This is a genomic window from Psychrobacter sp. Pi2-52, assembly GCF_904846705.1.
Classification (GTDB): Bacteria; Pseudomonadota; Gammaproteobacteria; order Pseudomonadales; family Moraxellaceae; genus Psychrobacter.
The window spans coordinates 14,148-27,577 of the sequence record NZ_CAJHBS010000030.1; the positions used below are offsets into that span (position 1 = coordinate 14,148).

The 13,430-nt window shown below is 45.4% G+C and carries 11 protein-coding genes; 7 read left to right on the plus strand and 4 right to left on the minus strand.

All coding sequences use genetic code 11. The annotated features are described in order from the left end of the window. Positions 1 to 94 precede the first annotated feature (94 nt). The 3 genes from aciT to serB form a co-directional block, all read right to left on the minus strand. Positions 95 to 487 (minus strand): AciT family ciprofloxacin tolerance protein, encoded by a 393-nt coding sequence (aciT, locus tag JMY00_RS12655; protein ID WP_240990753.1) that lies wholly within the window; start codon positions 485 to 487, stop codon positions 95 to 97. Positions 488 to 769: 282 nt separating this feature from the next. Beyond that, the gene (locus JMY00_RS12660) at positions 770 to 1,759 is read right to left on the minus strand and encodes a DUF368 domain-containing protein (RefSeq protein WP_201580408.1); all 990 of its coding nucleotides are present in this window, start codon (positions 1,757 to 1,759) and stop codon (positions 770 to 772) included. A 204-nt stretch (positions 1,760 to 1,963) separates the two neighbouring features. Next, positions 1,964 to 3,154, minus strand: a complete 1,191-nt coding sequence (gene serB / locus JMY00_RS12665; protein WP_201580409.1) for a phosphoserine phosphatase SerB — start codon at positions 3,152 to 3,154, stop codon at positions 1,964 to 1,966. A gap of 449 nt (positions 3,155 to 3,603) precedes the next feature. Between serB and JMY00_RS12670 the strand changes: the two genes are divergently transcribed. From JMY00_RS12670 to JMY00_RS12695, 6 genes are all read left to right on the plus strand, one after another. After that, a complete protein-coding gene (locus tag JMY00_RS12670; RefSeq protein WP_201580410.1) occupies positions 3,604 to 5,067 on the plus strand; it encodes a hypothetical protein in 1,464 nt (487 codons plus the stop codon). A 186-nt stretch (positions 5,068 to 5,253) separates the two neighbouring features. Further along, on the plus strand, positions 5,254 to 5,490 hold the full coding sequence (locus tag JMY00_RS12675; protein WP_057761656.1) for a hypothetical protein: 237 nt from the start codon (positions 5,254 to 5,256) through the stop codon (positions 5,488 to 5,490). Between the two features lie 298 nt (positions 5,491 to 5,788). Next, positions 5,789 to 6,346: a YecA family protein gene (locus tag JMY00_RS12680; protein ID WP_057761653.1), complete on the plus strand. Its 558-nt coding sequence runs from the start codon at positions 5,789 to 5,791 to the stop codon at positions 6,344 to 6,346. Between the two features lie 108 nt (positions 6,347 to 6,454). Continuing rightward, positions 6,455 to 6,895: a YbjQ family protein gene (locus tag JMY00_RS12685; RefSeq protein ID WP_240990754.1), complete on the plus strand. Its 441-nt coding sequence runs from the start codon at positions 6,455 to 6,457 to the stop codon at positions 6,893 to 6,895. A 78-nt stretch (positions 6,896 to 6,973) separates the two neighbouring features. Beyond that, positions 6,974 to 7,480 carry a heavy metal-binding domain-containing protein gene (locus JMY00_RS12690; protein WP_201548126.1) on the plus strand — a complete coding sequence of 169 codons (507 nt, stop codon included), beginning with the start codon at positions 6,974 to 6,976 and terminating at the stop codon, positions 7,478 to 7,480. Between the two features lie 306 nt (positions 7,481 to 7,786). Beyond that, positions 7,787 to 8,710 carry a bile acid:sodium symporter family protein gene (locus JMY00_RS12695; RefSeq protein ID WP_179799341.1) on the plus strand — a complete coding sequence of 308 codons (924 nt, stop codon included), beginning with the start codon at positions 7,787 to 7,789 and terminating at the stop codon, positions 8,708 to 8,710. 206 nt (positions 8,711 to 8,916) lie between these two features. Here JMY00_RS12695 and JMY00_RS12700 read toward each other — a convergent pair whose 3' ends face one another. Further along, a complete protein-coding gene (locus tag JMY00_RS12700; protein WP_201580411.1) occupies positions 8,917 to 10,011 on the minus strand; it encodes a formate/nitrite transporter family protein in 1,095 nt (364 codons plus the stop codon). A 260-nt stretch (positions 10,012 to 10,271) separates the two neighbouring features. Here JMY00_RS12700 and JMY00_RS12705 point away from each other — a divergent pair, with 260 nt between their 5' ends. Next, positions 10,272 to 13,241: a valine--tRNA ligase gene (locus tag JMY00_RS12705; protein ID WP_201580412.1), complete on the plus strand. Its 2,970-nt coding sequence runs from the start codon at positions 10,272 to 10,274 to the stop codon at positions 13,239 to 13,241. The last annotated feature ends 189 nt before the right edge of the window (positions 13,242 to 13,430 follow it).

Consider the following 13,430-nt stretch of genomic DNA (forward strand, 5'->3'; position numbering starts at 1 on the left):
TTAAGTAGAGAGCGTTAAGTATCTTGTAACATTCGATGTCACTGACGTAAGTAAGGTATTGATATAGACAAACAGAGGTATAAATAGGAAAGTTTTAACGGAAACGTGGCTGATAGTTATCATCGTAGACAGGAGTGTGTTCGATATAGCGTGCGGCTTCTAGCTCACGTTGCTGGCTAACTGTCTGACTCACATCATCATAGCGCAATGCCCGATACAGTACCCAAGCTGCCAACGGTAACCAACTGATGCTCATAGCGATGATATAGCGATGCCATGACGATAGCTCCATCAACATAGGGCGACCGGCTAATATATTTTGAATCAACTCAACGGTGAACCAGTAAGCCATACCGCCAAACAGATATAGCAGTAGCCAACGATATGACGATACGGCAAGCGCCACTACTAAACTGGCTAGTAGTCCATAACCAAGCCATACCGCGCCGCTCCATGCCTCTACACCGATAAAAGAAAATATAGTCATTAACATCATTCATCTCGCTATTCATAAGGTGAATTCCAATGAGACTATTATGAGAGGTTATTGAGTAAAGCTGAAGAGGGTACAGGCGACTTTGCGACAACCGTTGACGTTTGGTTTTTTGGCTTGTTTTGCGATATTTGATGGCTAGATGTTAGGCTAAGCGCCGTGAGGAATGGCGCTTATTTTGAGGAATACGGAAATGGTTTTTCTAGTCTAGGACGACGTTTATTAGCTAGCAAACTAGGCCAAACTAGAAAGCAGGATTGACAGTTTGCTAAATACTTAGACTCGATTGGTACGATTACCCCACCAAGATAATAACGAAACTAAGATGGCACCGAGTAGCATAAGTCCTACTGTCGTTGACCACTGTGCGCCAGTAGGGTATTGCCACGGCATGACATTATGAACAGCTTCAGTGTTGAGCGAGCCTAGCGCATCTACTTTCCATGGCCATACTTTTATTAGAGAGCCTGCGATAAAGCCTGTCAGCAATGCCAAAGTAGCTTGGTAATAATGCGACAGTAGCCACTTAAGTGCGCGCGTGAATAACAATAGCCCAGTCGCCATACCCGCAATGACTGTGAAAATGGCACTCAGATTCATCGTGTCGACCGCTTCTAATACCGCGTCGTAAGCACCTAACAAAAGCAAAATAAACGACCCTGATATCCCTGGTAGGATCATGGCACAAATAGCAATTGCCCCTGCAAAAAACAAATACGGTAAGCTAGGCGTGGTCGTGAGTAACGGCATACTACTGATGACTATGGCGGCAATAAGCCCAGTCGCGAACAGTGCGACACGTCCTATATTCCAGCGCTTAATCTCACTAAGTAAGATAAATACCGTTGCGACGACCAATCCAAAAAAGAACGACCAAATAAGCAATGGTTGGTTGTCCAATAAATGCTTAATGATACCGGCCAACGTCGCAAAGCTAGTGGCAATACCCAGTAGCAAACACAATAGGAATGTCGCATCTACTTGTCGCCAAATTGCAGCGAATCCTTTGATGCCACCTTCCTGACGAAATATTGTCCAAAGATTGGGGCCGATACTGCCAAGTGCGTTAATCAAGCGCTCGTAAATCCCTGCAATTAGTGCAATGGTGCCGCCAGAGACACCAGGTACGATATCAGCTGCGCCCATGGCCATTCCTCTGACATAGATACCTACCAGCTGCTTTGGACTATCGGTACGTACAGGTACCGTATCTTGCTCTAGTGGCGCTGACGACTGAGTTGGCCGTGGAGATTGTGGTGCCGTCATGAGCATTCCTTTATCATTTAAAAATAAGTGTCATCTAAGTGGATTAAAAACGGTTAAATCTTGTCAGACATCATCAAATAGCTGGTTAATATACCGATACTATCTACGCTACTTTTCTTGTTTAAACCACATCCTAAAGCATAAAAGCCAGATTAATGACAAAACATTAACCTAGCTTATGAAATGGCATAAAGCGTTCTGCAATTACTCAGTAGGAGCGAGGGCTGGATAGCCAAGAGCGTACAAAGTACCTTCAAGCCCTGTCACGTTGATAGCGGCATCAGCACGTGCTTGAACGATTGGTTTGGCATGATAGGCCACACCCAGATCGGCCAATGCCATCATCGGTAAGTCATTAGCCCCGTCACCGACACAGACCACTTGTGACATCTCAATGCCTAAGCGCTCAGCAGTATGCTCAACGATAGCAGCTTTTTTGGCACCGTTGACAATAGGCCACTGTACATGACCAGTGACTTCACCTTCCTCGATATCTAGAGCGTTGGCATGCACTTCATCGATACCCAGCTGCTCCGCGATATAACGGGCAAAATAAGTGAAGCCGCCCGAGACCAGCACCGTATGATAGCCCAATGCTTTTAGCGCACTGATCGTCGTGCGCGCACCAGTCGATAACGTTAAGCGACTACAGATATCATCCAGCACATCAATAGAAGTGCCTTTTAGCAAGGCCACACGCTGAGCAAACGATTCATCAAAATCAATCTCACCGCGCATTGCTGCTTCAGTAATGGCTTCCACTTCTTCGCCAATCCCAGCTGTTTTTGCCAGCTCTACGATGACTTCTTGCTCAATCAAGGTCGAGTCCATATCAAAGCAGGCAAGTTTGTGCGTCCGTAGCATATGACCGACAGACAAGATATGACAGTCCACGACGTTTATGTTGCCTGTATTACCTGTACTGCGTGTATTGTTATATTCTTCAGTTAGGTCGCGACGCAGGCGAGCGGTCAGCTGATCATCAATAATGTGAGCGGCTGCGGTTTTTTTGCCAGGGTGCATCAGCGTGTCAGTGACTGGCACTAACAGATAACGGTAGACCTGAGTATGGGTAAAGGGTAGGCGCTGTGCGTCCGCTGCTGTAGGCTCTGTATCAGATACCGTGATATTGACGAAGCTAGCGTCAGTATCTTCGGCAACGGTCACTAGATGCCAGCTTGGCTGTTCATCGACCCACGACTGAACGTACTGATGAATATCCAATGCGGATACCTGAGTCGGCAGTACTACGATGAGCGCAAAAACAGGTAGCGACTGTAGCGCATCAAAGTCTTGCAAATTGGTATCTTCGGGTAATAATGCCGCAATAGAATCGACGGCTTGTTGCCATGCTTTGCTGTCTTTTGGTAACGAATAAGATGTATTTTTTGGCATGGCTCAATTGTCCCTTGTATGCTCATATAAGATTAGGAATAATAACAGTTTTACTGGGCAGCGCCTATAGATGACGCGCAAAGTAACAATGATGCTAAAAAACAGATTTTAAGGCGTAAGAAGCCATAGAAAATGCAATAAAGTTATTATGATAAATTTATAAAGCGCTCACGCTATAAGGCTTATTATGGTGATATAGTAGATGAGATAAGCTGGCTGTTTATCGACGGTGCTTTCTTATTAACGATGCCTTCGCAAAAGATTGCAAGGCAGAAGATAGCGAAGCTGGCAACAATATTGATGGTGTCGATAGTCGCTAATAATCAGTATCGTTTTACAACTATGTGCGAAGCATAGTTGGCACATATTAAAATTGTTTAAAAATTAGCCAAAAAATGAGCAATAGCCTCGTTTTTTAATTTCTTCTCTCCAAAAAAGTTTAACATATCATGACGTATTTAGCGCCGCGGCAAGGGTTGTTTGCCATTATTCTTCTGGTTAGTTTTTGTTTGCAGACGCTGTTATTGGTCATTAGTACTGACCAACAGCTGAGCAATAGTCGTGCGTTAAAAGGCGAGCAGATGGTCGCCCAGCTGATTGATGAAGCAAGGTTGTCTTTAGAAAATAAAGACCGCGTGAGCTTAAGCGTTATTGCAAATCGCTATACCAGCGAGCAAGACGTCACACGGATACTGATTAAGGACAACAACGACGATATCTTGGTGCCAGTAGGCAATGCGCCGATGCAGCAAGGTGACACCATTCGTCAAATCGCCACCAATGGCGATGCAGTTATCGGTAGCGTTGCACTGACCCTAAAAGACGTTAGCAAAGGCGAGATTATCGCCATGCAATGGCCGTTTGTCATCGGCACCATGCTGCTACATTTACTGCTTTGGCTGATTTACGGTTACCTCGCTCGTCCGACCAAAGAGCAAATTAATGCGTTAAGTCGAGATATCCAAGAGCTGTATCGTGACCAATATAGACCAGTCGATCAATGCGGCTACGACCGTGAACTTGAGCGCCAGTCAACGGGTCAATCAGCGTCTCATTTAGCAGACAGTCAAGTAGCGACTGATAATACAGCTAATGCTACAGATGACGAAGTGACTAATGCGCGCAAATTTAATGTGCATAACGAAGTGAACGAGTATCTTAGAACCCAGCAAAACCAAGAGACAGGTAGCGTTACTGACAATCTAGCGAGTGCGAGTGCGAGTGAAGGTGGCGAAAGCGAAATAGCAGATACAGACGGTGTTGCTTCTCAAGTTACCAGCCATACGTCTAAACTGTCTGCTACACGGTCTGTTGATAGCGTCAAAGTTCAAGTGGTATTCCATGATGAGTTCAATATGCTTGAACGCCTTGCACCTGCGCAGCGTCTTCCGTATCTAGCACTCTGCACGCAGCTGCTCAATCAGGCTGTGACTGAGTTGCTAAGACAACCATTGCTACTGGGCGTGAGTGCGATGAATGAAGCGCACTTCGAAGACAATGGCGCAAGTGTGGTACTAAAGGCTGATAATAGTCATGCAAAAGTGGCACTCGCAGGCGTGATGCTTGCCAAGCTATATTTAATGCTCAACAAAATTATCCACGATAAGCATATTGAGCTGTCGCGCTTTGCTTTGCCAGCGAAAGCGGGCGTGAGTGATGACGCGCAATCAGAGCCAATGACCCATTTGCTCCAGAGTATCGGCAAAAAAGAGCAGCTATTGATATTATTGCCAAATGCCGGTCTCAAGCAAATCAGCAATCATGTACAAGTACATAACATCATGCGCCCAACCACTGTCTATGAGCGCGAGTGCGCGATATTTGACGGTGCTAACGACTCATTGATTCAGCGTTTGGCCGATGTGCGTAACGCGGTTCTAATGATTGAAGATGAGGACGAGCTACACATTTAATGCCGACTGTATTTGGTCATTTATATTACAATTGTCTGTTATATAGCCTACTAGACTATCTTAATCGTAGAGTTGAAATGTACCATATTGCGAAAAAGGATTGACAACATTCAATAGAGACTTTATAAGGCATATATATATTGATGTATTCTTAATACCCTTGCCTAAAAATGATAGGAGTTTGTCATGAGTGACGCTGATATTGACGACGATTTTGATGATGATTTTGTCGACGATGATGATGCAAAGATGGTTGAAGAAGCTGAGACGAGCGTACGTACACGTTTAAGTAGTCTTGAAAAACGTCGGCTAATCGATAATTTGCTAGAAGAAAAGCGTTTGGCTAAAGAGTTAAAAGACGATCTAGACGACATAGACAACTTCGATGAAGACGGCGATGATTGGGATGATGACGATTTTTAATTTGTTGGCATCAGTCGTTTCAGTGGACTAAAGTGCTCTAGTGGCTACTTTGACGTCATTGGCTACTTTAATGAATAAAATTATTCATCCCATCAAACTGGTTGCCTGTTGTTTGCTACTTTTCTAACTTTCTAGGCTTGATCGCAACCAGTTCATTTCGATAATACTTACCTGATAGAGGTTGCTTGAGTTTGATTAACTAAGCAGCCTTTAGTCTCTACTTAAGTAATCGTCCTCTTTTATTTAACCGATCGCCCACTGCGATTGATGACATCTATCTGCTAAGGAAAACCAAATTATGAGTAACCAACTAAGTTTTGATGAATTACTAGACTATTTGGACAATCAAGAAAGCCAGTTTGTGCTAGATAGTGTCGCAGCGCATGGTTTTTTGACAGCGACAGTCATCGGTCGTCCATTGCCTAACTGGATGGATGCCCTGTTCGAAGGTCACGTAAGTGAGATTCCAGAAAACGTTATCGATGGCATCAAACGCTGGCGCGATTCGATCATGGCTGAGTTAAAAAATGAGACGCCTATTGAATTACCATTTGGTGAAGATGCTGGTAACGAAGAAGTGGCAGTTGATTTCTCTGACGAGTCAGACATCGTTGCTTGGTCAATCGGTTTTGTCGATGCCATGTATGGTGATGAAGCAAGCGACTGGTTCGAAGATCAAGAAACGGCAGAAGACGTGGCCGTATTGACCTTGCCAATGATCGTACTTAGTGGTATCGATGATGAAGATCCAGAGCTGTCTGAGATGCGTAAAGACGAAGATAAAATGGTACAGATGGCCAATAGCATCGAAGGTAATTTGACTGAGCTGTTTTTGTTGTTTCATACCAACGATTAATAATATTAAGAAATAGCGCTATTAGCAGTGCTGTTTCTATTTTGCCTATGCTGTATCGCAGCGCTTTGGTTTACCATGTATTTTATAAGTCACCGATAAGGTCATCCTATGACTGTGCAACTCTCTAACCTTGAACACTTACCTAACTATCAAATTACTGAACGCCTAGACGTGGTGTACGGTAGTACCGTGCGTTCAAAGCACGTGGGCAAGGATCTGTTTGCTGGGTTAAAAAACATCGTTGGCGGCGAGCTGACGGCTTATACCGAGCTATTAGAAGAGTCACGCCAAGAAGCAATCGATCGCATGATTGTCAAAGCAGAGGCGCTCGGTGCTGATGCGGTGGTCGGTCTACGTTTTTCGACTTCTAGTATTGCCCAAGGTGCGTCAGAGTTGTTTGTCTATGGTACGGCGGTTAAGGTCGCGCCGATATCACAGCAGCAGTATCAAAACCCGCCAAGCGATGGTTACAACCATTCTAATCAAAATACGAATACTCAGACCCAAGTCGTACCCGATGATTTACCGCGTTTCAACCCTTTTGGTTAATCCTATAATACTAAAAGCTACAATGCTAAAAACTATAACGCTAAAAGCACCGATGCTTTTTATGATGAGAAACGTGCTATGAATGATTCACTCACGCAAGTGCTCATCAATTATGGGCCGTTTGTCTTCTTATTTGCGGCTGGCTGGTTCTTTGGGTCGCGCCATGAACGTCAGCATTTGGCACAGCTAACAGTAGCAGAGCAAGCATTGGGCGATATCACTGTCTCAAGCGAACGTCTATACCGTCCCAAGTTAGCAGCGGGCAGTGAAGGCGAGCTGGTGCTTGGTAGTGTCGTCATCGCTCAAGATTACTTCAAAATGATTATCGCTCGCGTATTAAGTGTCTTTGGTAAAAATTTAACCACCTATGAGACTTTGCTAGATCGTGCGCGCCGCGAAGCCATCGTTCGTATGCGGACTGAGGCAAAAGCCAAAGGCTACACGCATATCTACGGGTTACGTCTTGAGGTAACCAATGTCAACCAATTAGGCAGTATGGTCGAAGCCATTGCCTACGGTACGGCAGTGATTAGTATTGACCATATTAAACCTACATCTGCTATAAATCACAAAATCCCTGCTTAAATCATTTCTACTTTTTTATCAAGTGTAAAAACCTATAATTGACTGACGAGTAGTCAGAAAAATCAAAACCATACACTTTTACAACGATATACTGAATTTTGCCGTTCCGTTATTATTTCGGTTCGTAGTAACCAGTTTTATCAAAAATTGTCGGTTTAAAAAATACGACTGTATGGAAAAGTGTCATATAAAGAGCTGACAACGTCGGTGGCTTTTACCCAAGATATCAGCAGGATTGGCTGATTGAGCATGACGAGGTTGTCATAAACCTGCCCGTGTAAGGGCTCTATCTACAAGGATGTAGTTATGGAAGGTGTTGAGTTAGTCACGTTTATAAATGCAAAAGTCATTCCCATTAGTATCTTTTTGATTATGATGGGGATGGGATTGTCCTTAGTTACCAATGATTTTAAGAGAGTCGTCAAATACCCTAAAGCAGTCGCCATAGGCTTGACCAATCAGCTAATATTTTTACCGCTCGTAGGTTTTGCTTTGGCAACCACCATGTCTCTCGAGCCAGAGTATGCCGTTGGGGTTATGTTGCTAGTACTGTGTCCTGGTGGCACGACATCGAATCTATTTACCTATTTAGCCAAAGGTGACGTCGCACTTTCGGTCACCATGACCGCTATTGCCAGTGTCATTACCGTATTTACCATTCCTATCGTCCTTAGTTTTTCGCTCGTATACTTTATGGGTGCGGGTAGTGAGTTTCAGTTGCCAGTGGTCAAGACCATGATCAGCCTAATCGCTCTGACTATCTTACCCGTCAGTATTGGTATGTTGATCAAACGCTATGCGCCTAACGCGGCAGACAAGGGACAGGTGATGGTGTCTCGTTTTGGCGTGATATTCTTGAGCTTCTTGGTACTTTTCTTAAGCTATGTGCAACGAGACATTATCGTTGAAGCATTAATCGCTACTGGCCCTGTGGCATTGATATTGAACGTATCGACGATGGCGCTTGGGTATTACACCAGTAAATGGTTCGGTCTAAACCCTGCACAAAGACGCTCGATTACTATGGAAGTCGGCCTACAAAACAGTACGCTTTCAATGTTTATGGCGTTGACGCTATTGGCTAACTATAAGATGTCGATGACGCCAGCCATTTATACGCTCATCATGTTCTTGACCGCTGGTATCATGGTCAGAGTATTTACTGCCCAGCACAATAAAGCCAAAAGAACCGAGATAGAAAACAGTGTATTGGCAGCACGTAGAATGTAAGAGGTTTAAGATAACCATAGTAACGCATTGTTGCGCCAGTTGAGACAATACTTGGCAAAGAACCAGTAGTGCATAGTGCAATAAAAAAAGCCCATAATCCGCTTTGTATAATGAAGCGTGTTATGGGCTTTTATGTTTAGTGCTCGTTTTAACTCAAACCAGCTTTAGCTCAAATCAGTTTGGCTCAAACCAGTTTTATCTCAAGTCTAAAATCTTCGTCTGTCCATTTTCGCTCTTGCCTCGGCGGCTTGCTCTTTTACTTTTTCAATTTCAAATAAGAATGTACGGTTTTTGAGTACCGCGACGAATACCACGCCGCCCACCGTATTGCCCACCAGTACCACGACTAAAAATACCAAGTAGCGCCAGAGACTGACGGTATTGCCATACAGCAGCGCTGAAAATACTTCGATATTGCCCACGATACTATGATGCAAGCCTAAAAACCCAATGCTACCAGTGATAAGCGTCACCAATACGATACGGCTAAGTGTGTCACGTGCGGAGGTCACCAGCCATGCGGCCACGCCCATCATCCAGCCTGCTAGCACGGCGCTGCCAAAGATAACCCACCACTCAAAACCTAAGATATGCTCGGCATAAACATCGATAGCATGGTCTGTAAATAGGTGCATATGCAGTCCTAGACCAATCATTAACGCCGCAAAGATACAGCCGCCAACGATATTACCCGCAATGACAATGCCCCATAGACGCAGGAGTTTGTGCAGCGGCTCAATTTTATTTAAGACTGGCAAGCTCAAGAGAGAAGTCTGCTCTGTAAATAATAACGACTGACCAATCACTACGATAATAAAGCCGATCGGATACAGCAGTGACGACAGCACCATGGCATAGCGACTTGGTATCACGTCATTAAGTAGGGCAAACGCTGATAAAATCATGAAAAAGCTGATGCCAATCTCTAGCCCAGCCGTAAAAGCACTGGTAAATAGCGAGCCAAGTGAACGCTCAAAAGTTTCTTTTGCATGGATGACTTGCTCAACTAAGATACTGGCGTAGCTTTTTGCTTGGCTTAGATTGTCGTCACTGGCGACCTTTTTGATGGTTTCTTTGTCTTCATCGCTGATTTCTTCTGGTAGGTCATCGTTTTCTAAGTCTTCAGTGGCTTTAATAGGTTCGTCTGCGTCCTTGTCTACTTCAATGTCTTTAGAAGAATCGCTGTTTTCTTCTGGCGTATCGTCACCTTTAGGCACAGGAGAGGTGGTGTTCACGCTCAGACGCTCGCTGTCTGATAGATTAGCCTGAGAATCATGGTCATGCTCGGTATCTTGGGACACGGTTGGCTCGCTGGTTATAGGCTAATGATTTTGCTGCATAAGTAATCTCTATTATATTTCCCATTCTTCTGATTGTTGTTGTTAATTGATTAACAATTTGAGTAATAAATCGCCTTCAGGCTTTATAAATTGCCTTACCATCTAACAAAATCTGCCTATCTGCGTTAAAATCACACTATCAACTATTTTTCCTGTTTTTATAGCGTCTTACGCTATCTCATTTTGACCACATTCATTATCAACAATAAGATCACCCTATTATGAGCAATCCTAATACCGATACCAGCATTGATAGCAATGCGAAAACCAACCTGACCCAGTCGATCCAAGCGGCGCTAAGCCAATTAGAGAGCGCCTATAATCCTGCGGAAGTCGAAGCAGGCATGTATCAAGGCTGGGAAGAAAGCGGCTATTTTCAGCCGACGTTTGACAAAGACGAGTCGTTTTCTATTGCGCTGCCACCGCCAAACGTCACCGGCTCGCTACACATGGGTCATGGTTTTAACAATGCTATTATGGATGCGCTCACGCGTTATCACCGCATGGATGGCGATAACACACTGTGGCAGCCAGGTACGGATCATGCCGGTATCGCGACGCAAATGGTTGTTGAGCGTCGTCTGGAAGCGCAAGGCATCAAGCGTCGTGACATGACGCGTGAAGACTTCATCGATAAAGTGTGGGAATGGAAAGAAGAGTCGGGCGGCAATATCACCAGCCAAATTCGCCGTTTGGGTAGTTCGGTTGACTGGTCGCGTGAGCGTTTTACCATGGATGATGGGTTATCCAATGCGGTAAAAGAAGTGTTCGTACGCCTGTTTGACGATGGACTTATTTATCGCGGTAAGCGTTTGGTCAACTGGGATCCTAAGTTCCAAACCGCGCTTTCTGACTTGGAAGTCGAAAACCACGACGAAAAAGGCAGTTTGTGGCATTTCCGCTATCATTTCACGGATAAAGACCTAACCACTCAAGATGGCAAAAACTATCTGGTCGTCGCTACTACGCGTCCTGAAACGCTTCTTGGTGATACTGCCGTCGCTGTTAATCCGAGCGATGAGCGTTATGCACACTTGGTCGGCAAAACCATTACCTTGCCAATCACGGGTCGTGTCGTGCCTATCGTCGCTGATGATTATGTTGAAAAAGACTTTGGTACGGGCTGTGTGAAAATCACGCCTGCTCATGATTTTAACGATTATGAATTGGGTCGTCGCCATAGCTTGCCGCTGATCAATATCCTTGATGAGCGCGCCAATATTTTGCCAGCGATGGAAGTCTATCCTGATCTGCAAACGCGTGAGCCAGAGCTAGAGACCACGCCGAGCGACTACGCAGGGCTTGAGCGTTTTGCGGCGCGTAAATTCCTTGTAGAGCAAGCAAAGGATCAGGGCTGGTTAGAAGATATCGAAGACTATGCGCTAAAAGCCCCGCGTGCTGAGCGTGGTGGTACGATCGTTGAGCCATGGTTGACCGATCAATGGTATGTCGCGGTCAAAGAGCTTGCCAAGCCTGCGATCGACGCAGTAGAAGATGGCAGCATTGAGTTCGTCCCTGCGCAGTACAAAAATATGTATATGGCGTGGATGACCGATCTACAAGACTGGTGCATCAGCCGTCAACTATGGTGGGGTCATCGTATCCCTGCATGGTATGACGATGCGACGGGTGAAATCTATGTCGCGCGTGACGAAGCCGAAGTGCGTAGCAAGTACAATCTAAGCGACGATGTAAAACTGCGCCAAGATAATGACGTGCTCGATACGTGGTTCAGCTCTGGTCTATGGACGTTCAGTACGCTTGACTGGGCAGACGTCAACGCCGATCCACGCGTGATGGACACCTTTCACCCAACCAGCGTGCTCGTGACAGGTTTTGACATTATCTTCTTTTGGGTAGCGCGCATGATCATGATGACCATGCACTTCGTAAAAAACGAAGATGGCACGCCGCAAGTACCGTTTAAGACCGTCTATGTGCACGGTCTGGTACGTGATGGCAATGGTCAAAAAATGTCAAAATCAAAAGGTAACGTCTTAGATCCGATTGATTTGATCGACGGTATCGAGCTAGAAGCGCTGGTCGAAAAACGCACCAGCAATATGATGAATCCAAAAGACGCGGCCAAAATTGAGAAGCAAACACGTAAAGAGTTCCCAGAAGGCATTCCCGCTTATGGCACCGATGCACTGCGCTTTACCTTTACCTCATTGGCTAGTACTGGCCGCGATATCAACTTTGATCTAAAGCGTGTCGAGGGCTATCGTAACTTCTGTAATAAAATCTGGAACGCCAGCCGTTTTGTACTCATGAACTGTGTCGATGGCGAAGGCAGTGCTAAGCCTATCGACCAAACGGCGAATCCTGACGTATGGGAATTGCCAGAAAAATGGATTATGAGTCGTCTAAACTCTAGCATCAAAGACATTCATCAGCATTTCGCTCAGTACCGTCTCGATATGGTCAGCCAAGATATCTATGAGTTCATCTGGAATGAGTACTGTGATTGGTACGTTGAGCTTGCCAAAGCCAGCCTAAATGATGACTCGGTATCGGACGAGCGTAAAGCGCAAATTCGCTATGTGCTGCTGCACGTACTAGAGACTGCGCTACGCTTCACCCATCCAATCATGCCGTATCTGACTGAGCAAATCTGGCAGACTATCGCGCCGCTACTGGGTCGCAAAAACACCGACAGCATCGTGGTCGCTGACTATCCACAGACCGATGCCAGCCAAATCAGTGAGCAGACTGAAGCGGATATGGCGTGGCTACAAGAACTCATCGCGAGCGTCCGTAACATCCGTGGTGAGATGAAACTGGGTAACGCGGTACGTCTGCCAGTGCTCCTACAAAACGTCTCTAGCGACGAAGAAGCGCGTCTATCACGTATCAAAAACCAGTTCAAAGCGCTTGCCAAAGTCGAGAGCTTAGAGATAGTGAAAGAAGGCGATGAAGTGCCATTGTCATCATCAAGCATGGTCGGTCAGCTGCGTGTGCTCGTACCGATGAAAGGTCTGATTGATCCAACGGCTGAGCTGGCACGTCTGGGCAAAGCGCATGAGAAGCTACAAAAGCAAGCCGACGGTATCGCTCGTAAGCTAGGTAATGAAGGCTTTGTCAGTAAAGCGCCTGCGGAAGTAGTCGATACTGAGAAGGCGAAACTGGCTGAGCTAGAAGGGCAGTTAACGGCGATGACAGCGCAGATGGAGCAGTTGAAAGCGTTGTAACTAAAGCAAAAGCTTAAAGAGCATGGCCTCAGCATCGGAGTCCTTTAATAAGGGGCAAATATGCGATGCATGGGACGGTGCTCTTTAATAGCTTAGCTCAGCGCTCGTCCCTCGGGAGTTTCCTAAAAACTGTGTAACTGCTTATAATCCATTAACAGGAGAATAAGCAATGACTACTCAATCTGACAT